This is a genomic window from Micromonospora sp. NPDC093244 (assembly GCF_040683695.1).
GTDB lineage: Bacteria > Actinomycetota > Actinomycetes > Mycobacteriales > Micromonosporaceae > Micromonospora.
On sequence record NZ_JBFBEO010000002.1, the window covers coordinates 1,083,295 to 1,109,203 of the forward strand.

Genomic DNA, 25,909 nt, shown 5'->3' on the forward strand with positions numbered 1-25,909 from the left:
CGGGCGTCCCGGCGGCGAGCACGATCGCGAGCGTCACCGCGGAACCGCGGCGTGGTACGCGTCGAGCGCCTCGGCGATGGTGCCGTCGAGCGTCAACCGGCCCGCGTCGAGGTACAAACCCCGACGGCAGAACCGGGTCAGGTCCTTTTCGTTGTGTGACACCAGCACGAGCGTGCGCCCCTCCCCGAGCAGACGATCAATCGTCGCGTAACACTTCTTGCGGAACTCCGCGTCCCCTACCGCCGTCACCTCGTCCATGAGCAGGATCGGGTGCGGCAGGTGCGAGATGATCGCGAAGCCGAGCCGTACCTTCATCCCCGACGAGTAGTGCCGCACCGACGTGTCGATGGCCCGTTCCACCTGCTCACCGGCGAACTCGACGATCTCGTCGAAGTGCCGCTTCAGATAGCCCGCCGACAGGCCGTGCAGCCCACCGACCAGGTGCAGGTTCTCCCGGCCGGTCAGGTCGTTGGAGAAGCCGGCGGACAGCTCCAGCAGCGGCGCCACCGCGCCGTGCACCCGGATGCTGCCCTCGTCCGGGATGAGCACCCCGGCGATCAGCCGCAGCAGGGTGCTCTTGCCGGTCCCGTTGCGGCCGATCACCCCGACGGTCTCGCCCGGCTCGACGGTGAACGACACGTCGCGCAGCGGCCAGAACTGGCCCGGCAGGGCGCCGCGCCCACCGCGGTGGATGAACAACTCCCGCAGCCGCAGCTGCCGGCGACGGTTGCGGACGAACCGGATGCCCAGCCCGTCGGCCTCGATGATCGGCGCGGCCATCAGAGTTCCTTGAGCACGGCTGGCTCCAACCGGCGGAACGACCACCAGCCGGCGGCCAGCACCAGCAGGCTGCCGACGACAGTGGTGGTGAGCAGCCGGGCGTCCGGGAACTCGTCCGGATACCAGATCGCGTGGTGCAGTTGGAAGATCCCGACCAGCGGGTTCAGCTCGTACACGACCTTCAACCAACCCGGCAGACCGGACTCGCGGACCAGGCTGAGCGGATAGATGATCGGCGTGGCGTAGAAGAGCACCCGGATGATCAGCCGCATGAACCGCTCCACGTCGCGCATCAGCACGTTCCACGCGGACAGCAGCAGAGCCAGCCCGACCAGCAGCACACCCTGCACGGCCACCGCCAACGGCAGCGCCAGCAACGACCAGCCGGGGTGGATCCGGCCGTGCACCGCGTAGATCACCGCGATGGCGATCAGGATCGGCAGGCCGGCCGCGTACTCGGCGAACCGGCCGGTGACCCGCCCGATCGGGAAGACCTGACGCGGCACGTTCATCGTGGTGATCAGCCGGGACTGGCCGGTCAGCGCGTTTGTCGCCTCACTCAGCGCCGAACTGGTCCACATCCAGGCGAAGATCCCGGTGATCAGGAACAGCGGATACGACCCGGCAGCCTCACCGAGGTGCCGACCGGTGTCCCGGGAGTACAGCACCCCGAACACGAACCAGTAGATGGCGCCCATGCCGAGCGGCTCGATCAGCGACCAGAAATACCCCAGCACCGACTGCTGGTACTTGACCGCCAGGTCGCGCCTGACCAGGATGCGCAGCGAGTTGCGGTGCGACCACAACGCCGCGACGCCAGAGGTCACCGCGAGCCTCCCGCCTTGCGAAACGGACGACAGGTTAGCAGTCGGTGAACGAATGCCCCGAATCGGCCGTACTCAGCACTCGATCACGTTGACGGCCAGACCGCCGCGCGCCGTCTCCTTGTACTTGACCTTCATGTCGGCGCCCGTCTCCCGCATGGTCTTGATGACCTTGTCCAGTGACACCGCGTGCACACCGTCGCCGCGCAGCGCCAGCCGGGCGGCCGTGATCGCCTTGATGCTAGCCACGGCGTTCCGCTCGATGCAGGGGATCTGCACCAGGCCACCCACCGGGTCACACGTCAACCCGAGGTTGTGCTCCATCCCGATCTCGGCCGCGTTCTCCACCTGCTCCGGCGTGCCACCGAGCGCCTCGGCCAGCCCCGCCGCCGCCATCGAACACGCCGAGCCGACCTCACCCTGGCAGCCGACCTCCGCGCCGGAGATCGACGCGTTCTCCTTGAACAGCACACCGATCGCGCCGGCGGCAAGCAGGAACCGCACCACGCCGTCGTCATCGGCATCTTCGATGAAGCGGCTGTAGTAGTGCAGCACCGCCGGAATGATCCCCGCCGCGCCGTTCGTCGGCGCGGTCACCACCCGGCCGCCCGCCGCGTTCTCCTCGTTCACCGCGAGGGCGAACAGCGTCACCCAGTCCATGGCGTGCAGCGGGTCGCTGGTCCCGGCGTCCGCCTCCAGGCCGCGCCGCAGCTCCGCCGCGCGCCGCCGGACCTTCAACCCCCCAGGGAGTACGCCGTCCCGCTCGCAGCCGCGCTGCACGCACTCCCGCATCACCCGCCAGATCTCCAGCAGACCCGCCCGGATCTCTGCCTCGCTGCGCCAGGACCGCTCGTTGGCAAGCATCACCTCGCTGATCGACAGCCCGGTGGTGGTGGTGACGTCGAGGAGCTGCGCCCCGGTCAGGAAGGGGTACCGCACCCGGGTGCTGTCCGGCTTGATCCGGTCCGCGCCCGCCGCCTCCTCGTCCACCACGAAACCGCCGCCCACCGAGTAGTAGGTGCGACTCCGCAGCTCGGCGCCCTCGACGTCGTACGCCGCGAAGGTCATCCCGTTCGGGTGGTACGGCAGCGACCGGCGGCGGTGCAGCGTCAGATCCCGGTCCGGGTCGAAGTCGATCTCGTGCGCGTCCAGCAGGCTGATCCGCCGCTCCGCGCGAATCCGCTCGACCCGGGGGCCCACCGTGTCGGTGTCGACCGTCTCCGGCGACTCCCCGGCCAACCCCAGCAGCACCGCCGGTCCGCTGCCGTGGCCGTGCCCGGTGGCGCCCAACGAACCGAACAGCTCAGCCTGCACCCGCGCGGTGCCGGTGAGCAGCCCGTCGGCCTTGAGCCCCGCCACGAACGTACGGGCGGCCCGCATCGGCCCCACCGTGTGCGAGCTGGACGGCCCGATGCCGACGCTGAAGAGGTCGAAAACACTGATCATGGCTGCGCTTCCTCGCCGTCGCCCGTGGTACGGGTCCGGCCCGGTTCGTGGCCACCGGTCAGGCGGCCCCGCTCATGGGCCGCCCGGTCGGGCGGCCGCCCGGCCACCCGGGGTGACGGGTGCCCAACCAGCGAGCCTACCCGCCGAGCCGGCCGCCCAACCGGCCACCGCGATGCGGCCACCTGACCGCCGCCCACCCGCCGCGACGCCGCCACGTCACCGCAGTGTCCGGCCGCCCCGTCGCGCCTGCCCGGGCCGCCCGAGCTGCGCGGCTGCCCGATTTCCCGGCTGCCCGGGCTGCCCGGCTGCCCGGCTGCCCGGCTGCCTGGCTGCCTGGCTGCCTGGCTGCCTGGCTGCCTGGCTGCCCGCTCAAGATCACGCCAAATCCTGGATGTAGTGGCCTCCTCGCGGCCGGAGGCCACTACATCCAGGATCGAGCACGATCTTCGCCGTGGGCCTGGGGCCTGGCGCGAGGCGTCGGAGCCGGGCCGCACGGGTAAGTACCTACGGGTCCACTGGTTGCTGATCCTCCTCGGGACCGAGGTCGAGGTGGCCACCCCTTTCTACCGTGGATTGCAGACGCGGCACACAGCCGCAGAGTGGGAGTACGACGATGAGTCGCAAACTGGTCCGGCCCCGCCAGGGGCGCATGCTCGCCGGTGTCTGCGCCGGCCTCGGTCAGCGGTTCGGCATGTCCGCCGGGATGGTCCGGCTGCTGTTCCTGCTGTCGCTGCTGCTGCCCGGCACCCAGGTGATCGTCTACCTGATCCTCTGGGTCCTCATGCCGAACGAGGACCGCTACCTCGCCTCCACCCGACACTGACCGCCCACCCCCTCCCGGCACCCGGACAGGCAGCAACTTCAGGGATGTTGCTGCCTCCCGGCCGCCTGAGACACCAACATCTCTGAAGTTGCGCGGATCTTGGCACCGGGACGCAGGGCGCGGCGGTGGGTACATGCGGAAGCGCCCGCTCCGACCGTCGGTCGGGGCGGGCGCTTCGGCGTACGGGGGTAATTCAGGGGGCCGTGTACGTGACCGTGATCTGCTGGTAGCCGAGGGAGCGCAGCAGCCCCTCCAGCATCTTGCGGGTGTTCTCCTCGGCGCGGGCGGAGAGACCGCTGTCCCGGGCGGCGGCGGTGATCCGTTCCTCGGCGAGCTGGTAGACCTGCTGCTGCCGGTTGGGGTCGTTGCCGACCAGGTCGCCGAGCCGGTTGAGCAGACCGCGCTGCTCGGCGAAGACGTAGCTCTTCTCCAGGTCGAGGTTGGTCTCGCCGAGCTGCGGCGCGGGCAGCTTGATCTCGACCGACTTGCCGTCCGCGGACTGGACGACAGCACCCTCACCGATCTTGGTGAAGTCCACGTACGCCTCGACGCTGCCGGCTCCGACGAACAGGGTGCGCTCGTTGAGCAGGAAGTCCGGAACGTTGCGGCGGTCGTTCTGCGTGTCGACCACGACCTGGAAGTTGCCCTCGGCGGCCACGTAGCGGCTGAGGTCCTGGATCGACTTCAGCAGCGGGGGTTGGCTGCGGTCGGTCTGCTCCTTGGCGAACGGGTTACGGAAGTCGGGCAGGAAGCCGGTCACCTGGACGCCGAGCAGCACGACCACGGCAAGCGCGGCGGCGCCCAGCAGAAGCAGCAGGCCCCGGGCCGCCCCACCGCCCCCGGAGCCGCCAGGTGTGTCGGTGGTTGGTTCGGGTGTCGCGCTCGACCGCTCCTTGAGATCGTCCGCGGTCGGGTAACCGGGGAACTCCTTCGTAGGCTCGTTGATGCCACCGTCGCGGGCCATCACGCTCACCGTCCTCGTCAGACACGTCGTCTGTCAATGACGGTACGGCCCCCGTACGACAGCCGCGCGGCGAGCGGCCGGAAAGCACAAACGGGCAGGTCAGGCGAAGGCGGAGAGCCCGGTGAGTCGCTGCCCCACGACGAGCTGGTGGATCTCCGAGGTGCCCTCGTAGGTCAGCACGCTCTCCAGGTTGTTGGCGTGGCGCATCACCGGGTACTCCCCGGAGACGCCGTTGGCGCCGAGGATGGTCCGGCACTGCCGGGCGATGGCCAGGGCTTCGCGTACGTTGTTCAGCTTGCCCACGCTCACCTGGTCGGGGCGGAGCCGGCCGGCGTCGGCGAGGCGGCCCAGGTGCAGCGCGAGCAGTTGTCCCTTGACCAGTTCGACTGCCATGTCGGCGAGCTTGGCCTGGGTGAGCTGGAACCCGGCGATCGGGCGACCGAACTGGGTGCGGGTGGTGGCGTACGCCAGGGTGGTCTCCAGGCAGTCCCGGGCGGCGCCGAGGGAGCCCCAGACGATGCCGTACCGGGCTTCGGTGAGGCAGCTCAGCGGGGCCTTGAGCCCGGCGGCCTCGGGCAGTTGGGCGTCGGCCGGGAGCCGGACGTCGTCGAGCACGATCTCGCCTGTCACCGACGCGCGCAGCGACATCTTGCGGTGGATCTCGCGGGCCGTGACACCGGGCGTGTCCATCGGTACGGCGAATCCCCGCACGCCGGAGTCGGTGCGCGCCCAGATCACCGCGACGTCGGCGATAGGCGCGTTGGTGATCCACATCTTGCCGCCGTTGAGCAGCCAGTCGTTGCCGTCGCGGCGGGCGCGGGTGGCCATGGAGGCGGGGTCGGAGCCGTGGTCCGGCTCGGTCAGGCCGAAGCAGCCGATCGCCTCGCCTGTCGCCATCGACGGCAGCCAGCGTTGCTTCTGCTCCTCGCTGCCGTAGCGCCAGATGGCGTACATGGCGAGTGAGCCCTGCACGGAGACCAGCGAGCGGAGGCCGGAGTCGCCGGCCTCCAGCTCCTGGCAGGCCAGTCCGTACGCGACGGCGGACGCGCCGGCGCAGCCGTAGCCGGTGAGGTGCATGCCGAGCAGCCCGAGTTTGCCGAATTCGCGGGCCAGCTCGCGGGCCGGCACGCGGCCTTCCTCGTACCAGTCGGCGACGTGCGGACGGACCAGGTCGTCAACGAGGTGGCGGACGACGTCGCGGATCTGCCGCTCCTCGTCGGTGAGCGACGGGTCCAGGTCGAGCAGGTCCAGCGCAGCGGTCATGGACGCCACCTTAACGAAGGCTCAGCGCGGGAAAGAAGGGCTCGTCACTCGATCGGCTCGGAGAGCACAAGCACCCGGGCGTGGATCTGGTTGCGCTGCTGGAGGGCGGCGCGCAGCGCCCGGTGCAGCCCGTCCTCCAGGTAGAGGCCGCCGTTCCACTGCACCACGTGCGGGAAGAGGTCGCCGTAGAAGGTGGAATCCTCGGCGAGGAGCTTGTCGAGCGCCAGCTCGCGCTTGGTGGTGATCAACTGGTCCAGGCGCAGCGGACGCGGCGGAATCTCCGCCCACTGCTTGAGCGTCAGATTGTGCTCCGGATAGGGACGCCCGTCCCGGACCGCTCTGAAGATCACGACGGCACGCTCCCCTCCCCGTGGCCGGGCCGACCGACGGCGCCGAGCCGGGCCGCGGCGGGCACCGCGCGGCGCGGCACCGATGACCGTGCCAGCCTAGCCGCCCGGTGCACGTTGCGTTCTGCTCCCTGATGTCAGTTTCGCTATCGGTCGTCCGATCCCCAACCGGACGAACGGGACATCTGGTTCAGCTCCACCGGCCCCGACGCACCACCTCGTCCACTCCGCGACGCCCACGACGCAACGACGGTGACCGATGGTCGGTGGCGCGGTAACCGATTGTGATGGCACCGACGGGTTGGTACTCCTCCGGCACGCCGAACGCGTCCCGGTAGGCGGCCAGTCGCTGCGGCGGGATGCCGAAGAAGCACGCCCCCAACCCCTCGTCCACCGCCGTGAGCAACATCAGCAGCGCGGCGAAGCCGGTGTCGACATGCCAGTACGGCACCGGCCATCGGTCGGTCGACAGGTCCGTCCAGCCCTTGTCCGGCTCGGCGTACCGCCGCAGGTAGGCCGACGCGTTGGCGTGCGGCACCACGATCAGTGGCGCCCGGCGCATCCCGGCCAGCCACCGCTCCCGGCCGCCGCCGTCCGGCGTGGTCGCGGCCCAGAACCGATCCCGGTCGGCGGCCTCCTCCAGCACGAGGAAACCCCAGCCCTGCGCGAACCCGGCCGACGGGGCGCGGATCGCGTGGTCGAGCAGCCGGTCGACCACGTCGGGCGGGACCCGGCGGTCCGGGTCGTAGTTGCGCACCATCCGCCGTCGGCGGACGACCTCGGCGAACTCCATCAGGCTCCCGGGCGGATGCCCCAGGCACCCCGCCAGGTCCTGCCCGGCTTGAGCGTGAGCACGTCCTTGCCCGAGCGGAACGCGTCCGGCGGGCAGGTCATCGGCTCGACCGCCACCGAGCGGCGGTGCCGCTCACCGGTGAGGGCGTCGCCGGTGAACACCTGCCACCAGCCGAACTCGGCGTCCGCCCAGATGCGCACGCCCGCCGAGCCGTCCGGGGCGGCGAGGCTCACCGAGGAGCCGCCGTCCGCGTCGCGGATTACCCCGCCGAAGCAGAGGTCCAGCTCCGCGCCGCCGATCCGGCGCGGGCTCGTCCAGTCGTACTGGGTGCCGGCCACCGGGCTCGCCCCCACCGGCAGCAGCCGACCGTCCACCAGCACACGGGTACGGGTGGGCAGGCGCATGACCAGGTCGTCCACGGCGACGCCGGGCAGTTGCAGGTACGGGTGCACGGAGAACCCGAACGGCGCCAACTCGGCACCTGTGTTCGTCACCTCGTGCTCGGCGCGTAGCCCGTCCGCGTCGACGCTCCACCGGCTGCGCAGCCGCAGCGGCCACTCGTAGCCGGGCTGCGGCGGCAGGTCGTAGCCGATGGTCACGGCGTCCTCCGACTGCTCCAGCAGCTGCCACGGCACCCAGTTGACCAGGCCGTGGATGGCGACGTGCCGTTCCGGCTCGGTCAACGCCAGCTGGTGCGTCTGTCCACCGAACTGGTAGCGGCCGTCGCGGATCCGGTTCGGCCAGGGTGCCAGCACCTGCCCGGCACAGCCGGGGCAGACCTCGTCGGTCCGGTACCCGTCGACCAGGTCGACGCCGTCGTGCCGGTACGTCCGCAGCCCGCCGCCCACCTCCACGATGACGGCCTCGTGGCCGGCGGCGGAGATGGTCCACTGTGCGCCGGAGAACGGGCGCTGGTCGGGGCTTTCCATGCCGGCGACCCTAACCGGTCAGGCGCGGTCACCGCTCGACGCGGTAGCGGCCCGGTACCGCAGCAGCGCCGGGAACGCGACAGCCAGCACCACCACGAGGACCGCCGAGGCGAGACCGCCGGCGACCCAGGCGACGCCGCCACCGAAACCGGCGGCCATGGTGCCGGCCCGCAGGTCACCCAGGCGCGGGCCACCCGCCACCACCACCGTGTTGACGCCCTGGAGTCGACCGCGCATCCGGTCCGGCGCGTACACCAGCAGCATGGACTGCCGAAGCACCGCGCTGATCAGGTCGGCGGCGCCGGCCACGGCGAGCAGGGCGACCATCAGCCAGAGCTGCTGGGCCAACCCGGCGGCGGCGACGGCCAGACCCCAACCGACCACTGCGAGAACCAGGCCGAGCCCCTGGCGGCGCAGCCTGCCGATCCAGCCGGAGGTCAAGCCGCCGAGCATCGAGCCAATCGCGATGGCGCTGTAGAGCAGGCCCACCGACCCTCCACCGCCGAACCGTTCGTTGGCGATCTCCGGGAAGAGCGCCCTCGGCATGGCCAGGATCATCGCGATGAGGTCCACCGCGAAGGAGAGCAGCAGCACCGGCGTGGTGGCCAGGTACCGGAATCCGTCGACCACGCTGGCCAGGCCGGCGCGGCGGACCTGGCCGTCGTCGGTCGGCTCGGGCGGCAGCGCGGGCAGGCGCAGCGCGGCCCAGAGCATCGCGGTGAACAGCACGGCGTCCACCCCGTACGCGATCGGCAGCACCACAGAGGTGTCCGGCGAGGCGGAGAGGATCAGGCCGGCGGCCAGCGGGCCGGCGACCGAGGCCGCGGTGAAGGTCGTGTAGTTCAGGGTGGTGGCCGACGCCACCAGGTCCTCCGGGACCAGCCGGGGCAGCATGGCGCTGCGGGCCGGCGAGGTGATCGCGAACGCCACCGACTGCAACGCCATGAGCGCCAGCAGCAGCACCGGACTGCCCACGTCCAACACCGCCTGGAGCAGCAGCCCAAGAGTGGATGCCCAAAGCAACAATGAGCCACCGAGCAGCACCGCACGGCGGTCGCGGGCGTCGGCGACCGCGCCGCCCCACAACCCGAAGATCAGCAGGGGTACGAAGGCCGCCACGCCCAGCAGACCCACCCAGAACGAGTCCCGGGTCAGGGCGTACATCTCCACCGGGACCGCGACTGCGGTGAACTGGAAGCCGAACATCGCCACGGTGTTGCCGAGCCACAACCGCCGGTACGCCGGGACGCGCAGCGGACGGACGTCGATCGCCCAGCGGCGCGCCCCGCGCGGCCGGGCCTCCCGCACACCTGTCACGGGGCCAGCCGCTCGACGGTCCACGCACCCTCGTCGAGGTGGCGGAAGCGCAGCCGGTCGTGCAGCCGACCTGCCCGGCCCTGCCAGAACTCCACCGAGTCGGGGCGGACCCGCAGCCCACCCCAGTGCGGAGGGGTCGGAATGTCGCCGTCGGCGTACCGCTCGGCGACCTCCCGGTAGCGCTCCTCCAGTGCGGCCCGGTCCGGCACCACCTGCGACTGGGGGCTGGCCCAGGCGCCCAGTTGCGAGCCGCGCGGACGGCTCGCGAAGTACGCCTCGGTCTCGGCCCGGTCGACCGGGGCGATCCGTCCGGTGACGACCACCTGCCGCTGCATCGCGAACCAGGGGAAGACCAGGCTGGCGTACGGGTTGGCGCTCGCCTCGACACCCTTGCGGGAGAGGTGGTTGGTGAAGAAGACGAAACCGCTCGGGTCGTACCCCTTGAGCAGCACCGTCCGTCCACTCGGCCGGCCGTCGGCGTCGGCGGTGCCCACCACCATGGCGTTGGGCTCGGGCAGCCCGAAGGCCACCGCGTCGGCGAACCAGCTGCCGAACTGGGTGTGCCAGTCGGCGGCCAGGTCAGCTTCGGTCAGGCCCAGGTCCGCCGCGTACTCGTTACGCATGGCGGCCGGGGCGGGTGTCTCGCCCGTCACGTCCCACTCCTTCTCGACGGCCTCGCCGGCGCCCTCCCGCGCTGACCAGCCCGCACCGCCCCAGTCTCACCGAGCCGCGCGGAGAATGCGCGTCCTGAGATGTCGTGTGCAGCACAGTGACGGTGGGTCGCGTATCCGGTTGGCGAGCGGGCAAGATGTTCCGAACACATCCCTGAGGGTCGCCTGAGGCGCTCGGCCGATCGGGCCGGATAAGCCGAACCGGGCGCACCGACCAGATCCAGGAGAGCGACATGGCCGACTTCAAACCCGGACTGGAGGGCGTCGTCGCCTTCGAGACCGAGATCGCCGAACCTGACCGCGAGGGTGGCGCGCTGCGCTATCGCGGGGTCGACATCGAGGATCTGATCGGCCAGGTCTCGTTCGGGAACGTGTGGGCGCTGCTGGTCGACGGCCGGTTCGGGCCGGGCCTGCCGCCCGCGGAGCCGTTCCCGGTGCCTGTGCACTCCGGCGACATCCGGGTCGACGTGCAGTCGGCCGTCGCCATGCTGGCCCCGTACTGGGGTCTGAACCAACTGCTGGACATCTCCGACGAGCAGGCCCGCGAGGACCTCGCCCGCGTCTCGGTGACCGCGCTCTCCTTCGTCGCGCAGTCCGCCCGGGGCCTCGGGCTGCCGGCGGTGCCGCAGAAGGAGATCGACAAGGCGCAGACCATCGTCGAGCGGTTCATGAAGCGCTGGCGCGGCGAGCCCGACCCGCGGCACGTCAAGGCAGTCGACGCGTACTTCATCTCGGCCGCCGAGCACGGCCTGAACGCCTCCACGTTCACCGCCCGCATCGTCGCCTCCACCGGGGCGGACGCGGCGGCCTGCATCTCGTCGGGCATCGGCGCCCTCTCCGGCCCGCTGCACGGCGGCGCCCCGTCGCGGGTGCTCAGCATGCTGGAGGCGGTGGAGCGCAGCGGCGACGCCGAGGGCTACGTCAAGGGGGTCCTGGACCGCGGCGAGCGCCTGATGGGCTTCGGCCACCGGGTCTACCGCGCCGAGGACCCGCGCGCCCGCGTGCTGCGGCGCACCGCCAAGGAGCTGGGCGCGCCGCGCTTCGAGATCGCCGAGGCGCTGGAGAAGGCGGCCCTGGCCGAGTTGCAGGCCCGCCGCCCGGACCGGGTGCTGGCCACCAACGTCGAGTTCTGGTCGGCGGTCGTGCTCGACTTCGCCGAGGTACCGGCGCACATGTTCACCTCGATGTTCACCTGCGCCCGGATGGGCGGCTGGAGCGCGCACATCCTCGAGCAGAAGCGCCTTCAGCGGCTGGTCCGCCCGTCCGCCAGGTACGTCGGTCCGGAAACCCGCAAGCCGTCCGACGTCGAGGGCTGGGCCGCCATCCCGCACGGCGTCTGATCCGTCGACCGGGGCCCCTTCCGGCACGCCTGGCGTGTGGGAGGGGCCCTGGTCGCGTCCAGCGCCGGATGTGGCGAACGACTCACGCCCGCCCTCGGGGGCCCGGCTTGAACCGATGGGTCCGGGTGCGAGGATGAGGGCCGGCAGTGTCGCCGGGCCCGCCCTCGCCCTTGCGGAAGGATCTTCAAGACCGTGGCTGACGCACCGACCATCCGGATTCCCGATGAGATCAAGCCCGCCGACGGCCGTTTCGGCTGCGGCCCGTCCAAGGTTCGTCCGGCGGCCGTGTCCGCACTCGCCGAGGTCGCCACGAGCTACCTGGGCACCTCACACCGGCAGAAGACGGTCCGCGACCAGGTGGCGCGGCTGCGCTCCGGCATCGCCGAGTTCTTCTCGCTGCCCGAGGGTTACGAGGTCGTGATCGGCAACGGCGGCACCACCGCATTCTGGGAGGTCGCCACCTTCGGCCTGATCCGCGACCGGGCGCAGTTCGCCAGTTTCGGCGAGTTCGGCGCCAAGTTCGCCAAGTCGGTCTCCGACGCGCCCTTCCTGGGTCAGCCGACCGTCCGCAAGTCGGACGCGGGCAGCGCCCCGGCCCTGGTCGCCGAGGCCGGTGTCGACGCGTACGCGACGCCGCAGAACGAGACCTCGACAGGTGTCGCGGTGCCGATCAGCCGGGTGGCCGGCGCGGACGAGGGGTCGCTGTTGCTCGTCGACGCCACCTCGGGCGCCGGCGGCCTGGAGGTGAACGTCGGCGACACCGACGTCTACTACTTCGCGCCGCAGAAGTGCTTCGGTTCCGACGGCGGTCTCTGGCTGGCCCTGATGTCGCCTGCCGCACTGGACCGGGCCGCCGAGATCAAGGCGTCCGGACGGTACATTCCGGCGTTCCTCGACCTGGTCACCGCGATCGACAACTCGCGGTTGGAGCAGACGTACAACACCCCGGCGCTGGCGACCATCTTCCTGGCCGCCGAGCAGACCGACTGGATGAACGCGCAGGGCGGCCTGGCCTGGGCGGCCAAGCGCACCGCGGAGAGCGCCGCGGCGGTGTACGGCTGGGCGGAGCGGTCCACGGTGGCCACCCCGTTCGTCACCGACCCGGCGCTGCGATCCAACGTGGTCGCCACCATCGACTTCGCCGACGGGGTGGACGCCACCGCGATCGCGAAGGCCCTGCGCGCCAACGGCATCGTGGACACCGAGCCGTACCGCAAGCTGGGCCGCAACCAGCTGCGGGTGGCGCTCTTCCCGGCCGTCGAGCCGGCCGACGTCGAGGCATTGACCGCGTCCATCGACTACGTGGTCGAGCGCCTCTGAGCTTCGTCACGGTCGGTGTCCGTGGAGGCCTCTACGGACACCGACCGTGATCATCGTTGCAGCTCAGTCGCGACATGCGGGGTGTCGCTTCCCCCACCCCGAGACAGATGCGCGTACGGTGGTCCGAGACGCCTGGGTGGCCGACTCGTGGCGTGCGGCCAACGAAGCGGGACGGAGGCAACGCTATGCGCCCAGTACGCTTCGTCGCCCTCTCCGAGGACGGCCATGCCCTGGTTCTCGCCGACGAGGTCGGGCGGCTGCTCGCCCTGCCGATCGACGAACGGATCGCCGGCGCGTTGCACGCCGAGCCGGGCGCGCCGCCGCTCCCGGCCGCGCCGACGACCGTCGACCCGGTTCCGTCGCTGTCCCCTCGGGACATCCAGGCCCGCATCCGCTCCGGTGAGTCCGCCGAGGACGTCGCCCGGATCGCCGGGGTGCCCGTCGACCGGGTGCTGCGCTACGCCGGCCCGGTGCTCCAGGAACGCGCGATGCTCGCCCAGCACGCCCGCCGTACCCGGCTCAAGGGTGCGGAGAAGCCCACCCCGCTCGCCGAGGTGGTCAACGGCCGACTGAGCCAGCACGGCATCGACACCGAGAAGATCTCCTGGGACGCGTACCGGCGGGACGACGGCACCTGGCGGATCATCGCCACCTGGCCGTCGGGCAAGGCCACCGCGCAGGCCATCTGGGATCTCGACAAGACCCGGCAGGCGGTCACCCCGCACGACGACATGGCGCAGTATCTGTGCGCCGAGCGGCCCACGCCGATCCTCGGCCAGGAGCCGGCGCCGGAGCGGGGTGGGCACGCCCTGCCCGGTCCGTCGCGGGGCGAGCCGAGCCGTGGTGGTCACGGGCTTCCGGCGGCGTCGGAGCACCCGCGCCCCGGCCGGGATCCGATCCGTGCCGGCCGGGACGCCCTGCTCGCCTCACTGGACCGTCCGCTCGGCGCCTCGTCGGGTCGCGGGCTGGAGCCGCGTACGCCGGCTGCCCTCGCCGGTTCGGACGCTCCCCGGCAGCGGCCGGTCGGTGGCGGTGCGGCGGCGCTGCTCGGCGGCGGCCAGGGTTCGGCCTTCGACGACGACTCGGACGCGCCCAAGGAGGTGCCGGCCGTGCCGTCGCTTGCGGTCCTGCGGCCGCGTCGGACCGGCACCGCGGCCGCTGCCGCAGGCAGCGGCGGCGAGTCCACAGATGCCAACGGCAAGCCGCGTAAGCGGCTGCCGAGCTGGGACGACGTGCTCTTCGGCAGTGGCCCCGCCGCGCGTGAGTCCTCCTGACGCTTCGCGTTGACGGGTGGCGGTTCGCCACCCGTCGGCGCGAGGCACGCGGCGGGTCCGCTGCCCGATCTTCACCGACTGCTTGTGGTGTCGTCGGCGCCCCTCCGGTCGAGGTCCGCGACCTCGCGTACGGCTTCGGCGATCGCCCGGAAGTCCTTCTTGAGGATCGCTCCGTGGTTGCTTGTCACCTTCGCGCCGATCCGGATGTGCTGGTTGCGGGTGGTCACCGCGTCGAGGCTGGTGCGGATCCGCTCCTGCTCGTCACCGCGGCTGCCGAGGGACGTCCCGGAGGCGACGACGTACCGCACCGGAACGGTGATGGCGTCCAGCACCGGGCCCAGCTCGCGCTCGCGTGACAACCTGCCCAGCTCGATGTTGCTGTCCGCCATCTGCTCGGCGTTCATCCGTGGGGTCAGGCCGGTCGGGCGCAGCAGCGGCATGAACAGGTTCATCCGCCGGAACAGCTTGCGGATGCGCTGCTCCATGGCGTCGTCGAGCCAGTCGTACGGGAAGGCGCCGTCGACCAGGACCGCGCCCATGGCGCGGGCCGGGTTCCGGCGGACCCAGTGCGCCCCGACGACGGCTCCGTAGGACCAGCCCACGAGCACCGCCCGGTCCACTCCCCTGGCCGCGAGGACGGCGTCGACGTCCCGGACTGCCGCTTGGAAGGAGTAGTCCGCCGAACGCTTCGACGTCCTGCCGCGCGCCCGCTCGTCGTAGGTGATGTGCCGCCACCCCGCCCCCAGGTCGGCGATGACCCGCCGCCAGTAGCCCTGGGTGGAGAACTGGCCGTTGAGGTAGAGCACCGGGATGCCGGGGCCGCCGGTGTCGGTGACGGCCAGGGCTGTGTCGTCGACAGCCACCAGGCCCGTCCACGTCGAGCGGGTCGAGGGCGCGTTGTTCGTCGTCATGTCATCAGTCCTGTTCAGAGGCTACGAGCGGTGATGTCACCGAGGGAGGTGGTGGCACGGATGTCGAGGTCGGCGGCGCCGTCGTTCCGGAGGGCGTTGCTGACGCGGCCGTGGCCGGTGCCGGCGTCCAGGGCCGCCGAGACGCCGACGGCGGTGGCGACCGAGATGTCGCCGGACTGGGTACGGAGCACGACAGTGCCGCGCGTGGCCTCGGCGATGGTGATGTCGCCCCGGGTGGTGCTGATGTCCGCGGAACCGTTGAGTCGGCCGACGTGGACGTCGCCGTCGATCGCGGTGAGCTGGACGCTCGCGGCCTCGTCGATCTTGATCTGGCGGTACGCCCCGTCGAAGGCGACGTCACCGAGGCGTCCGACGCCACGGAGTTCGGCACTGGCGGTGCGGGCCTCGACGCGGGAGTTGGCGGGCAGTTGGACGGTGACCTCGACGGCTCCCGAGGGGCCGAGGAGCTTGTTGGCGGGCTTCGCTGTGGTGATCCGCAGGACGCCGTCGGCGTAGGTGACGGCGGTCTGCTCGGCGGTCGTGACGTCGCGGCGCCGGTGGGGGTCGGCGGGCAGCACCTCGACGGTGGTGTCGACGCGGTCCGCGGCGATGAATTGGATGCGTCCGGCGGGAACGTCCAGGACTGCGGAGATCGGGGTGGGGGTCTCGAAGGTCTGCATCGTGCTCTCCCAAGCTCGTTCACTGTTTCCGATACGGGAAAAGCTACGTTGCGTTCTGAAAACCGGCAACGGCATCGTTGCGCTGAATTTGTGTTTCCGCAGCTAAACGGCTTTGAATCATTGCAATGGATCAGAAAGTAATGCAACGATAGCTAGCTCCGGCGTTGCAATGGATAGTAGGTGAACGCTATGGTGGGGACGTCAGGAACGTCGTACGGGACCACCCAGGAGATCGCGATGCCGGGAGGCAGGCTCACCCAGCAGGAGCGCCAGCAGATCGCGCTGGGGCTGGCCGACAGCCAGCCGTACGCGGAGATCGCCCGCCGCCTCGACCGTCCCACCTCGACAGTCACCCGGGAGGTGATGCGCAACGGGGGCCCCACCGGGTACCGGGCCGACCTGGCCCACCTCGCCACGGAACGCCGCACCCGTCGACGCGGGCCCGCCGCCACCCGGGCGGTCGAGTCGGTCCCGCCGCCGCACGGGCGCGACGCGCGGGCCGTCGCCGAGTACGAGGAGACATTCACCACCGTGCTCATGGCCACCGGCCTGAACAGGATGGCGTCCCGGGTGCTGACCTGCCTGTTCACAAGCGACGCGGGCAGCTGCACCGCATCCGAGCTCGCGCGACGCCTCCAGGTCAGCCCGGCGTCGATCTCCAAGGCGATCACGTTCCTGGAGAGCCAGAGCCTCGTCCGCCGGGAACGCGACGAACGCCGCCGCGACCGCTACGTCGTCGACGACGGGCTCTTCTACCAGGCGACGATCGCCAGCGCCCGGGCCAACGACCAGCTCGTCGAGACCGCACGCCAGGGCGCGGCGCTCCTCGGCCCGGACAGCCCCGCCGCCGCCCGCCTGGAGAACATCGCCCGCTTCCTCGACTTCATCAGCGAAAGCATCATCCGCGCCGCCGAACAGGCCCGCCAGGTCCTGCACACCAGTCCGGGTCAGAGCGGCCAGGCGGCGAGCCGGTCGTAGCGCGGTCGAGGGCCGAGGTGGCTGCGCACCAGCAGCAGCTCGGTCGCCGACCAGTCCGGCCCCTGGTAGCCGTCCAGAGTGGCCACGTCGGCGTCGAGGTCCGCCGGGGTCATCCGGTCGCCGGGGCGGGCGATGGTCAGGTGCGGCCGGAACGGCTTGTCGTCGTACGGCAGGCGGGCCTCGCGCAACCGGGACCGGACCAGCCGGGCCAGGTCGCGCAGCGCCACGACGTCGCCGCGCAGATCCACCCAGAGCACCGTGGACCGGTCCCGGCCGAACCGGCCGCCGCCGCCGAGGCTCAACCGGGGTACGGCGTACCGACCGTCGTGGAACCACTCGGCGGCCAACCCGAGCGCGCTCTCCACCTCGACCAGCCGGGCGGCCTCGACCACGCCGAGGAACGCCAGGGTGAGGTGCAGGTGTGCGGGGTCGGCGAGCCGTACGTTGACGCCGGAGGCGGTCGCCGCTCCGACCCGCAGCCGGGCGACCTGCGCCCCGAGATGGTTGACCGCCTCGACGGGCGGACAGACCGCGACGAAGAGTCGCACACCGTCTAGTGGTGCCGTTGCCGGTGCCCCGCCCGGGCCGCCGGCAGGGTCAGACCGGCGGCGTGCAGCACGCCCTCGACCCGTACCCGCTCGATCTCCTGGTCGACACCCTCCAACTCGGCGAGGTGTTCGGTGATGCCCAGGGCGCGGCACGCCAGTCGCAGCCGGTCGTCGTACGCCTGGAGCACCGCGCCGTGCCACACCATGGACCGGCCCGTCCCGCCGAGCCGCTGGCCGGCGAGGCGGCGCAGGTCGGCGGCGAGGTGCTCGAGAGGCCGCCTGTCGGTCCTGTCGAACTCGCTGAGGTCGATGTCCCGGGTCAACGCGTCGGCTTCGATGGCCCGGTCGAGGCGGGCGATCGTGCGTTTCTCCCGCCTACGCTCACGCCACTCCGACCAGCCGCAGACCACCCGGTCGAGGATCTCGTCGTAGCAGAAGAGCAGCGCGAACGCCGCCGGAAGGCTGGCCACGGCGAGGAACGCCAGGGCCAGCATCAGCGCGCGTCCGACTCCCACGTATCGACGCTAAGCCTCCTCGTGCCGCCTCGCCAGCGATTTGGCCGCATCCGCGCCATCCGCTCATCAAGACGGGTGCGTCAGCAGTCGGTGGAGGTGACGTAGAAGCGGGGCATCGGCAGCACCCGGAAACGCAGCCGGGCACCGGAGCGGCGCAGCTGCCAGGTGAGCGCGATCAGGGCTGCGGCCAGCGAGATGAGGCCGCCCATCCAGATGCTGGCACCGGCGCCGAAGCGCTCCGCGACCCAGCCGATCAACGGCGCGCCGACCGGGTTGGTGCCCAGGAACACCAGCACCCACAGCGCCATCACCCGTCCCCGGAACGCCGCGTCCACGCCCAGCTGGACCCGCTGGTTGGCGGCCTGGGCGAAGAAGACCATGAAGAACCCGGTCGGCACGAGCAGCGCCACGACCAGCCAGTACGTCCCGGCGAAGCCGACCAGGGTGCCGAAGCTGGCGCAGGCGATCGCGGCGCCGAGCACGAGCCAGACCGACGGCCGGCTGCGCCTACCGGTGCCGCTGAGCGCACCACCGAGCGCACCGACGGCCAGGGCGGTGCTGAACAGGCCGAAGGAGGCCGCACCGGTGTGGAAGACCGTCTTGGCCAGCGCGGCCAGGGTGAGCTGGAAGTTGAACAACGACATGCCGATCACCGACATGACAGCCATCGGCAGCAGCAGGTCCGGTCGACGCCACACGTACCGCAGGCCGTCGACCACCTTCGCGGACGCCCGCTCGTCGCGTGGCAGCAGGGCGTCGCGGTGCAGTTCGGCCGTCCGCATCCGTACGACGTTGACCAGCGGCGCGACCGAGCTGAGGGCCGTGAAGAGGAAGACCGGGCCCACGTCGAACGCGGCGATGGCCAGCCCGGCGACGGCCGGGCCGACGATCCGGGCCGAGTTGAACACGGCGGCGTTGAGCGACAGCGCGTTGGGCAGCAGGGGCGTACCGACCAGTTCGGAGACGAACGCCTGGCGGACCGGGGTCTCCACAGCGTTCGCCGTGCCGAGCAGCGCGGCGAACGCGAAGACGTGCCAGAGCTGCACCAGGTCGGTGAGGACCAGCACAGACATGGCCAGTGCCAGGACGGTCCAGAAGGCGTTCGCGGCGAAGAGCAGCACCCGCTTGTCGTACCTGTCGGCGAGCCGGCCGGAGAAGAGCGTGAGCAGCAGTACCGGGGTGAACTGACACGCGGTGACCACGCCGAGCGCGGTCGCCGAGTTGTCGGAGAGGTCGAGGACGAGCCAGTCCTGGGCGATGAACATCATCCAGACACCGATCAGTTTGATCAGTTGCCCGGTGGCGAAGAGCCGGTAGTTGCGGACCTGTAGGGACTGGAACATCGTGCTCAGCTTGGCCTGCACTCTTGGTGCGCCTCCTCGGACGTACGCGTCATCGACAGGTGACGGCACGGCCCGGTGGCGCGGGCGCGGCTCAGGCGCGAGCGAGCTGCTGGAGAATCTGGGCGGCCCTGTGCAGGGTCTCCCGTTCGTCTTCGTCGAGCGCGGCCAGCCGGTGGGCCAGCCACTCGTCGCGGGCCCGCTCGAACTGGTCGAGCACGGCCTGCCCTCCTTCGGTAGCCGCGAGGATGACCTGCCGGCCGTCGGTCGGATGGGGTGTCCGCCGCACGAGGCCGCGGTCCTCCAACTTCCCGACGATCTTGGTCATCGTCGGTGGCTGCACCCGCTCGACGTCGGCAAGCTCCCGGGGCGTCATGGCGCCCGCCAGCCGCAGGCTGGTGAGCGCGGAGACCTGGGTGACCGTGAGGTCGCCGACCGGTCGGGCCTGGCGGACCCGCCGGTTGAGTCGGGTGATCGCATCACGCAACTGGGGAGCCAGCTGCGCCGGTGGCACGCGTTCCGCCGTCACCGTCCGCTCCGTCACGTTAGTTAGCTTAACTAATGAGCATGGCTAACGACATCCGTTATGACCAGGCTCACGAGGATGTTTGTGCACCTCCGGGCGGGGAATCCTGTTCGATTCCCCGCCCGGACGCAGGTCAGAGCACCAGGGACTCGATGGGCCCGCGCAGGAAGTACAGCACGAACAGAGCGGCCACCCCGTACAGCAGCGGGTGGATTTCCCGGGCCTTGCCCCGGGCCAGTTTGACCACCACGAAGGTGATCAGACCGGCGCCGATCCCGTTCGAGATCGAGTAGGTGAACGGCATCAGCACGATGGTGAGGAACGCCGGGATGGCGATCTCGTAGTCGGACCAGTCGATCGTCCGTACCGCCGTCATCATGAGGAACCCGACCACGACGAGCGCCGTCGAGGCCGCCTCGAACGGCACGATCACCACAAGCGGCGCCAGGAACATCGCCAGCAGGAAGAGCGCGCCGGTGACCAGGTTGGCCACCCCGGTCCGCGCACCCTCCGCGACACCCGCGGCGCTCTCGATGTACGACGTGTTGCTGGAGGTGCTTGCCGCACCGCCGGCCGCCGCGGCGATCGAGTCGACGAGCAGGATCTCCTTGGCCTTCGGCGGGGTGCCCTTCTCGTCGAGCAGGTCACCCTCCTGGCCCACCGCCACCATCGTGCCCATGGTGTCGAAGAAGTCCGTGATCAACAGGGTGAAGACGAACATCAGCACGACCAGCCAGCCGGCGCGACCCCACGAGTCGAGCACGTTGAACTTGCCGAGCAGCGACAGGTCCGGCAGGTCCACGACGGTCTTCGGCAACTCCGGCACGTTCAGCGACCAACCCTTCGGGTTGGGCTTACCGTCGACGAACGACGGCCCGATGTTGCCGACGGCCTCCACGATCACCGCCAGCACCGTCGACGCGAGGATGCCGATTAGGATCGCCCCCTTAACCCGGCGCACCACCAGCACCAGAGTGATCAAGAGGCCCACCACGAAGACCAGCATCGGCCAGCTCACCAGCTTGCCGCCGATGCCCAGGCCCACCGGGACGGTGGTGTCGGCGGCATCCGGGATCCGTCGGACGAAGCCGGCGTCCACCAGACCGATGATGGTCAGGAAGAGACCGATTCCGACCCCGATCGCGGTCTTCATCTGGGTGGGCACCGAGCGGAACACGGCGGTCCGCAGACCGGTCAGCACCAGCACCGCGATGATCACACCTTCGATCACCACCAGGCCCATCGCGTCGGCCCAGGTCATCTCCGGCGCGATCTCGTACGCCACCAGGGCGTTGACGCCCAGGCCGGCGGCGAGCGCCAGCGGGAACCGGCCGACAACCCCCATCAGGATCGTCATCAGGCCGGCCACCAGCGCCGTCGCGGCGGCCAGCGCGGGAATCGGGAGGGTCTTGCCGTCCCCGTCGACGGCCCCACCGAGGATCAGCGGGTTGAGCACCACGATGTACGCCATCGTGAAGAAGGTCGCCAGGCCACCGCGTACCTCACGGCTCATCGTCGAGCCGCGGGCGGAGATTTCGAAGAACCTGTCGAAACCGTTACGCGGGTGAGCGGGGTCGGGGGTTGTGCCGTTCTCGGGCGGCGCTACTGCCATCGGGTCCTCGCAGGTGATCTTCCGGATGTCGCGCGCATCGTCCCAGATCACCGGCGGGCAGGGGAAGTGGATCGCGTACGCTTGCCCGATGCCGAACGAGCAGCCGCCGCGGCCCGCGCCACTCGACCCGCCGATGGTGCCGTTCGCTGTCGCCGGTCTGATCGCCTGGGCGGTGGCCGGGCTCGTCCTGTTGATCTTCTTCCGGGGCTGGCTGACCGACAACGGTCACGAGAACTGGCTCTGGACCTGCCTCGCCGGGTTCCTCTGGGGTTTCCCCGGCCTCGCCGTGATGCTGCGGCACGACGCCAACCGGCGCCGCCGCCGCGCGAGCTGACCCGCGGGCGCGAACCGTCAGGGGTGCCCGTACGGCTCCGCCGGCTCGGCAGCCTCCACCGACCCCGGCGCGCGGCTCACCGACATGGCCTCCACGGCGCTGTCGTCGTACACCGTGGGAAGCTCCTCGACGGCGGTCTCGACCGCCTCGATCAGCGTCTCGGAGTGGGCGCCACACCCGTGGTCGGCGCTGACCACCCGGCCGTCGTCGGGGGCGTAGAAGTTGCCACACGCCCCGAAGGCCTGCCGCATCGCGCCCGCCAACGGCAGGTAGAAGCCGCAGGTGCCGCATCGGGCGGCGGCCGGCGCGGCCGTGGAGATCGCGGCGGACGGGCCGTGCTCACCGTCGTACCAGCGCTGCGCCGCCTCGATCCGGCCCTCCCGGGAGAGCACCCGCGCACGCCCCAGGCCCAACTCCCAGGCGGTCTCCTCGACCGCCGGGTCGTCGGAGAGCAGGTAGCCGGGGACCAGCCGGTCGTCGTCCGGCGGCGTCGGCAGCAGGTCACCCGGACCGAGGTCGCCCGGCTTGAGACGCTCCTGCCAGGGCAGCCAGCCGGGCGCGAGCAGCGCGTCCGAGCCGGGCAGCAGCACCGTCTCGCAGATCGTCACGGTCTTGCTGCGCGGCACCCGGGTGACGGTGACCGCCCACCGCCAGCCGCGGTAACCGGCGAGCCGACATTCGAAGTAGTGGGTGACCAGCCGATCGCCCTCGGCAACGACCTGCAGGTGGTCGCCGACGTCGTCGGCGTCGACCTCGGTGATGCCGGCACGAGCCACCTCGACGGCGGCGGCGCAGACCTGGTCGAGACGAGCGGCACGGGTGGAGGCGGGCCTGGTCACCCGACCATTGTTCCCCATGCCACCCGCAGGGGTGACAGGGACTCCCGGGGAACCTTTCCCCGCAGTGGTGCGGCGCACCTGGATCAGATGGGCGAGGATGGTGCACATGCCGTCGTACTCCCGCTCCGGGCGTTCCGTCCTCGGGCGGACCGTCGGCACCGGCATCCGGGCGGTCCGCCTGCTGCTGCGCGGTTCGGTGGGCAGCGGGCGCTGGGTGACCCGCCGGGCCGGCCGGGCCCGGGCGCGCGGCGCCGGCGGCGAGGTCGGCATGGTCCGCCTGTTCGATCTGCACGCGCTGTCCTGCGCCGGCGACACGCTCATCGCCATCGGCCTGGCCGGGACGATCTTCTTCAACGTGCCGCTGGGCGAGGCCCGCAGCAAGGTCGCGCTCTACCTGCTGGTGACCATGGTGCCGTTCGCGATGCTCGCTCCCGTGGTGGGCCCGCTGCTGGACCACTTCCGGCACGGCCGGCGGTACGCCCTGGCCGCCACCATGCTCGGCCGTGCGTTCCTGGCCTGGCTGATCTCCGACTACATCCACGGGTTCGGGCTCTATCCGGCCGCGTTCGGTGTGCTCGCGCTGTCCCGCGCGTACGGCGTGGCACGTTCGGCCGCCGTGCCCCGGCTGCTGCCCGAAGGGCTCGGCCTCTCGCAGGTGGGCGCGCGGGCCAGCGTCTACGGCACGGTCGCCGGCGCGTTGGTGGCGCCGATCGGGTTGGCGGCGTTCTGGTTCGGGCCGCAGTGGCCGCTGCGGGTCGCGTCGGTGATCTTCCTGGTCGGCATGGTGATCTCCCTGCGTCTGCCGCCGAGGGCCGACTCGGAGCCGCCCGAGCGTGTTCCCCGGCCGCTGCGGGCACTGGGCCGCCGTGGCGGCGACCGGCCGCTGGGTCGGGGGCGACCCGCCGGGCGGCTGGTGATCGCCACCCTGATCGGCGCCGCGACGCTGCGCGCGGCGTACGGTTTCCTGCTGCTCTTCCTGGCCTTCGCGATCAAGAAGGGCGACCTGACCACCGACGTGTTCGGTCGGGAGCTGGGCGCCGAGTGGGCGTTGGGCCTGGTCGGCGGAGCGCTGGCGGTCGGCAGTTTCCTGGCCACCGCCGTCGGTACCCGACTGCGCATCCACCGGCCAGCCACCATCCAGTCCAGCAGCATGGTCATCGTGGCCGGCGTGGCGGTGCTCGCCGTGATCCAGTTCTCGCTGCCGATGGTGGCCCTGCTCTGCCTGGTCACCGCGCTGGTGAGTGGGGTGGCGAAGCTGGCCGTGGACGCCTCGATCCAGGAGCGCATCCCGGAGCGGTTGCGGGCCAGCTCGTTCGCCCACTCGGAGACGGTGCTGATGTTGGCGTTCGTCGCCGGCGGAGGCCTCGGGCTGGTGCCGTTCGACGGGAGGATGGGCATCGCGGTCGCCGCCGGGGTGGCTGTGCTGGCCGCGACCCGGGGTGTGCTGGTGGCCGCCCGGCTTCGCGGCGAGAAGCTGGCGGGCCGGCCGCTGGGCGACGACGAACTGGTCGACGACGAGCCGGCCGACCCCACGCCCACCTCCCCGGCGCCCAACCAGGCGAGCTCGCCGCAGTACGACGAGTCGAGGCTGACCCCGCCGGGCTACCACATCTACCGGCCCTCCTCGGCGGTCGGCGGCCCGGGTGGCGGCACCGACGAGGAGTCCCGCCGGGAGTCTCCCGGGCCGCTGTCGTGAGTGGCCTGCTCGTGGTGACCGCGGTGCCGGCCGAGGCGGACGCGGTCCGGGCCGGCCTGACCGACACCACGGTGACCGTTGCTCCGGTCGGGGTGGGTCCGGCGGTGGCCGGTGCCGCCACCGCCCGGCTGCTGGCGCTGGCCGAGGCGGCCAGGCATCCGTACCGTGCGGTGGTCAGCGCCGGCGTGGCCGGCGGCTTCGCCGGGCGGGCCGCGGTCGGCGACACGGTGCTCGGCTCCGCAAGCATCGCCGCCGACCTGGGCGCCGAGTCGCCGGACGGGTTCATCCCGGTCGACGAGCTGGGTATGCCACCCGCGCTGCTCGGCGGTGGCAGCGTGGTGCCGGCCGACCCGAGGTTGCTTGCGGCGTTGCGCGGCGCCCTGCCGGCCGCCACCGTCGGCCCGGTGCTCACGGTCAGCACGGTCACCGGCACCGCGGCCAGCACCGAGGAGCTGCGCCTGCGGCATCCGGAGGCGGTCGCCGAGGCCATGGAGGGGTACGGGGTGGCGGTCGCCGCCGCGCAGGCCGGGGTGCCCTTCGCGGAGCTGCGTACCATCTCCAACCCGATCGGCCCGCGCGACCGCGACGCCTGGCGGCTGCGCGAAGCCCTCACCGCCCTGACCCTGGCGGCCCCGGCGCTGCGCTGACGGGCCCGACTTCGAGCGTGAGCGCCGACGGCCGACTTGGCTTCAGCTCGAACCCGCAGGCGAGCAGGAACTCGATGTTGCCGGCCTCGGCCATCGCGTGGATGGTCCGGATACCGGCCACCGCCATCTCCCTGGCCAGCAGGCCGATCAGCTGCCGCCCGATGCCCAGGGTCCGCAGGCCGGGAGCAACGAGAACGCCCTCCAACACCAGCTCACGCCGGTCGCCCCAATCCTCGCCGAGGCGCAGATCGAAGCTCCGCTCATGGGCCCTCAGCTCACCGACCGGCCCGGCACCTGGCACCTCCGCGAGAAAGCGCCACGATGTGGCCGGCAGCCCTTCGGTGGCACGCCGGAACCGCACCTGGGCCCGCGTCCGGTTCCGCAACCGTCGCTCGTCGCGCCGCGCTCGATCCAGGTCGTAGGTCAGCTCCGGGACGCGGACCGGCCACAACCGCTGCGGAAGCGTGTACGAGTGCACCCACCAGGCGCCCGGCCAGTCCTTGAGGGTGAGGACCCGACGGACGTCGAGGTGCGCCGGGTACCGACGGCCGGCCTCGTCTCGTGGCTCGTCCTCCCGCGCATGCTCTGGCTCGCTTACCGCCTCGCAGGAGGGGTCGCCGCGCATCGTGACGGTGAGCTCGCCACCGGCCGCACGGACCAGCAGCTCCACCGTCCGGAACGCCGGCCGGGCACCCTGCCCCGCCTCGATCCGCGCCACAGTGCTCTTCGGGACCCCGGCCTGCTCGGCCAACTCCCGCTGGCTCAGATCGGCGCGCCGACGAAGATCCCGCAGGGTCGCCCCCACGTCGATCGCACCCTCGTCGGCAGCCACCTCACAATGGTTTTCCGCTCAGATCGCGCCGTCAACAGCACCCCGTCCACCTGTGGACAACCCTGTGGATAATGTCGCCGTCGCTGTGCACATCCCTTGCTGAGTGCCTGTAGAGCTGCCCCGTGGGTGGGGCAAGCCTGCCTGGTGCACGTCTCCGGCCGGGCGGGGCACGGGACGTCCACGGCCGCGCCGGGCACGGCAGGCCCCCGGCCAGCCCGAGCAACGAAGGTCCCGGCCAGGCCGAGCAACGAAGGACCCCGCCGGACCGAGCAACGAAGGTCCCGGCCAGGCCGAGCAACGAAGGACCCCGCCGGACCGAGCAACGAAGGTCCCGGCCAGGCCGAGCAACGAAGGACCCCG

General features: G+C 71.5%; 27 protein-coding genes. 8 read left to right on the forward strand and 19 right to left on the reverse strand.

Translation table 11 applies throughout. The features are described from left to right. Positions 1–33: 33 nt before the first annotated feature. The 3 genes from AB0N27_RS15185 to AB0N27_RS15195 all read right to left on the reverse strand — a co-directional run bounded on the left by AB0N27_RS15185 (position 34) and on the right by AB0N27_RS15195 (position 3,050). Positions 34–780, reverse strand: a complete 747-nt coding sequence (locus AB0N27_RS15185) for an ABC transporter ATP-binding protein (protein WP_364368884.1) — start codon at positions 778–780, stop codon at positions 34–36. Next, positions 780–1,607: an ABC transporter permease gene (locus tag AB0N27_RS15190; protein ID WP_364368887.1), complete on the reverse strand. Its 828-nt coding sequence runs from the start codon at positions 1,605–1,607 to the stop codon at positions 780–782. The genes AB0N27_RS15185 and AB0N27_RS15190 overlap by 1 nt, the downstream gene beginning before the upstream one ends. Positions 1,608–1,679: 72 nt before the next feature. Continuing rightward, positions 1,680–3,050: an L-serine ammonia-lyase gene (locus tag AB0N27_RS15195; protein ID WP_364368890.1), complete on the reverse strand. Its 1,371-nt coding sequence runs from the start codon at positions 3,048–3,050 to the stop codon at positions 1,680–1,682. Between the two features lie 613 nt (positions 3,051–3,663). On the opposite strand from AB0N27_RS15195, the gene AB0N27_RS15200 reads away from it, so the two are divergent. Beyond that, the gene (locus AB0N27_RS15200) at positions 3,664–3,873 is read left to right on the forward strand and encodes a PspC domain-containing protein (RefSeq protein WP_139584028.1); all 210 of its coding nucleotides are present in this window, start codon (positions 3,664–3,666) and stop codon (positions 3,871–3,873) included. A 193-nt stretch (positions 3,874–4,066) separates the two neighbouring features. Here AB0N27_RS15200 and AB0N27_RS15205 read toward each other — a convergent pair whose 3' ends face one another. From AB0N27_RS15205 to pdxH, 7 genes are all read right to left on the reverse strand, one after another. Continuing rightward, positions 4,067–4,837: a DUF4230 domain-containing protein gene (locus AB0N27_RS15205; protein ID WP_364368894.1), complete on the reverse strand. Its 771-nt coding sequence runs from the start codon at positions 4,835–4,837 to the stop codon at positions 4,067–4,069. Positions 4,838–4,936: 99 nt separating this feature from the next. After that, the gene (locus AB0N27_RS15210) at positions 4,937–6,100 is read right to left on the reverse strand and encodes an acyl-CoA dehydrogenase family protein (RefSeq protein ID WP_364368897.1); all 1,164 of its coding nucleotides are present in this window, start codon (positions 6,098–6,100) and stop codon (positions 4,937–4,939) included. Between the two features lie 44 nt (positions 6,101–6,144). Next, on the reverse strand, positions 6,145–6,450 hold the full coding sequence (locus AB0N27_RS15215; RefSeq protein WP_007454850.1) for a type II toxin-antitoxin system VapB family antitoxin: 306 nt from the start codon (positions 6,448–6,450) through the stop codon (positions 6,145–6,147). Positions 6,451–6,637: 187 nt separating this feature from the next. Then, positions 6,638–7,240 (reverse strand): nitroreductase family protein, encoded by a 603-nt coding sequence (locus AB0N27_RS15220; RefSeq protein WP_364368900.1) that lies wholly within the window; start codon positions 7,238–7,240, stop codon positions 6,638–6,640. Then, complete coding sequence (locus AB0N27_RS15225) at positions 7,240–8,169, reverse strand: aldose 1-epimerase family protein (RefSeq protein WP_364368903.1); 930 nt, start codon at positions 8,167–8,169, stop codon at positions 7,240–7,242. The genes AB0N27_RS15220 and AB0N27_RS15225 overlap by 1 nt, the downstream gene beginning before the upstream one ends. A gap of 18 nt (positions 8,170–8,187) precedes the next feature. Beyond that, complete coding sequence (locus tag AB0N27_RS15230) at positions 8,188–9,486, reverse strand: MFS transporter (RefSeq protein ID WP_364370733.1); 1,299 nt, start codon at positions 9,484–9,486, stop codon at positions 8,188–8,190. Then, complete coding sequence (gene pdxH, locus AB0N27_RS15235; RefSeq protein ID WP_364370736.1) at positions 9,483–10,109, reverse strand: pyridoxamine 5'-phosphate oxidase; 627 nt, start codon at positions 10,107–10,109, stop codon at positions 9,483–9,485. Before pdxH ends, AB0N27_RS15230 begins: the two co-directional genes overlap by 4 nt. Before the next feature lie 281 nt (positions 10,110–10,390). Here pdxH and AB0N27_RS15240 point away from each other — a divergent pair, with 281 nt between their 5' ends. From AB0N27_RS15240 to sepH, 3 genes are all read left to right on the forward strand, one after another. Then, positions 10,391–11,497 (forward strand): citrate synthase 2, encoded by a 1,107-nt coding sequence (locus AB0N27_RS15240; protein ID WP_030329620.1) that lies wholly within the window; start codon positions 10,391–10,393, stop codon positions 11,495–11,497. Positions 11,498–11,689: 192 nt separating this feature from the next. Continuing rightward, positions 11,690–12,817, forward strand: a complete 1,128-nt coding sequence (serC, locus tag AB0N27_RS15245) for a phosphoserine transaminase (protein ID WP_364368907.1) — start codon at positions 11,690–11,692, stop codon at positions 12,815–12,817. 185 nt (positions 12,818–13,002) lie between these two features. Continuing rightward, positions 13,003–14,091 carry a septation protein SepH gene (gene sepH, locus AB0N27_RS15250; protein WP_364368910.1) on the forward strand — a complete coding sequence of 363 codons (1,089 nt, stop codon included), beginning with the start codon at positions 13,003–13,005 and terminating at the stop codon, positions 14,089–14,091. A gap of 71 nt (positions 14,092–14,162) precedes the next feature. Here the strand turns inward: sepH and AB0N27_RS15255 are convergent, their stop codons facing one another. Next, positions 14,163–15,002: an alpha/beta hydrolase gene (locus AB0N27_RS15255; RefSeq protein WP_364368913.1), complete on the reverse strand. Its 840-nt coding sequence runs from the start codon at positions 15,000–15,002 to the stop codon at positions 14,163–14,165. Between the two features lie 14 nt (positions 15,003–15,016). Further along, positions 15,017–15,682: a DUF4097 family beta strand repeat-containing protein gene (locus tag AB0N27_RS15260; protein WP_364368916.1), complete on the reverse strand. Its 666-nt coding sequence runs from the start codon at positions 15,680–15,682 to the stop codon at positions 15,017–15,019. Positions 15,683–15,919: 237 nt separating this feature from the next. Between AB0N27_RS15260 and AB0N27_RS15265 the strand changes: the two genes are divergently transcribed. Beyond that, complete coding sequence (locus AB0N27_RS15265; protein WP_364368919.1) at positions 15,920–16,660, forward strand: helix-turn-helix domain-containing protein; 741 nt, start codon at positions 15,920–15,922, stop codon at positions 16,658–16,660. Here AB0N27_RS15265 and thpR read toward each other — a convergent pair. The 5 genes from thpR to AB0N27_RS15290 all read right to left on the reverse strand — a co-directional run bounded on the left by thpR (position 16,630) and on the right by AB0N27_RS15290 (position 21,201). Beyond that, positions 16,630–17,208, reverse strand: a complete 579-nt coding sequence (gene thpR, locus AB0N27_RS15270) for an RNA 2',3'-cyclic phosphodiesterase (protein WP_364368922.1) — start codon at positions 17,206–17,208, stop codon at positions 16,630–16,632. The two genes, AB0N27_RS15265 and thpR, sit on opposite strands and share 31 nt — an antisense overlap. 5 nt (positions 17,209–17,213) lie before the next feature. Beyond that, positions 17,214–17,723 (reverse strand): hypothetical protein, encoded by a 510-nt coding sequence (locus AB0N27_RS15275; RefSeq protein ID WP_364368924.1) that lies wholly within the window; start codon positions 17,721–17,723, stop codon positions 17,214–17,216. Positions 17,724–17,803: 80 nt separating this feature from the next. Continuing rightward, entirely contained in the window at positions 17,804–19,087 is a 1,284-nt protein-coding gene (locus AB0N27_RS15280) for an MFS transporter (RefSeq protein WP_364368927.1), read from the reverse strand. Between the two features lie 70 nt (positions 19,088–19,157). Beyond that, positions 19,158–19,607, reverse strand: coding sequence for a MarR family transcriptional regulator (locus AB0N27_RS15285; RefSeq protein WP_364368930.1), 450 nt, complete (start codon positions 19,605–19,607; stop codon positions 19,158–19,160). A 115-nt stretch (positions 19,608–19,722) separates the two neighbouring features. Continuing rightward, positions 19,723–21,201 (reverse strand): NCS2 family permease, encoded by a 1,479-nt coding sequence (locus AB0N27_RS15290; protein ID WP_364370739.1) that lies wholly within the window; start codon positions 21,199–21,201, stop codon positions 19,723–19,725. An 88-nt stretch (positions 21,202–21,289) separates the two neighbouring features. Here AB0N27_RS15290 and AB0N27_RS15295 point away from each other — a divergent pair, with 88 nt between their 5' ends. After that, the gene (locus tag AB0N27_RS15295; protein ID WP_139584040.1) at positions 21,290–21,535 is read left to right on the forward strand and encodes a DUF2530 domain-containing protein; all 246 of its coding nucleotides are present in this window, start codon (positions 21,290–21,292) and stop codon (positions 21,533–21,535) included. Between the two features lie 17 nt (positions 21,536–21,552). Here AB0N27_RS15295 and AB0N27_RS15300 read toward each other — a convergent pair whose 3' ends face one another. Then, on the reverse strand, positions 21,553–22,482 hold the full coding sequence (locus tag AB0N27_RS15300; RefSeq protein WP_364368934.1) for a DUF3027 domain-containing protein: 930 nt from the start codon (positions 22,480–22,482) through the stop codon (positions 21,553–21,555). On the opposite strand from AB0N27_RS15300, the gene AB0N27_RS15305 reads away from it, so the two are divergent. Continuing rightward, entirely contained in the window at positions 22,481–24,070 is a 1,590-nt protein-coding gene (locus tag AB0N27_RS15305) for an MFS transporter (RefSeq protein WP_364368936.1), read from the forward strand. The genes AB0N27_RS15300 and AB0N27_RS15305 overlap by 2 nt on opposite strands. Further along, entirely contained in the window at positions 24,067–24,717 is a 651-nt protein-coding gene (locus tag AB0N27_RS15310; protein WP_364368939.1) for a futalosine hydrolase, read from the forward strand. The genes AB0N27_RS15305 and AB0N27_RS15310 overlap by 4 nt, the downstream gene beginning before the upstream one ends. Here AB0N27_RS15310 and AB0N27_RS15315 read toward each other — a convergent pair. Continuing rightward, on the reverse strand, positions 24,680–25,549 hold the full coding sequence (locus AB0N27_RS15315) for a GNAT family N-acetyltransferase (RefSeq protein ID WP_364368942.1): 870 nt from the start codon (positions 25,547–25,549) through the stop codon (positions 24,680–24,682). The genes AB0N27_RS15310 and AB0N27_RS15315 overlap by 38 nt on opposite strands. Between the last annotated feature and the right edge of the window lie 360 nt (positions 25,550–25,909).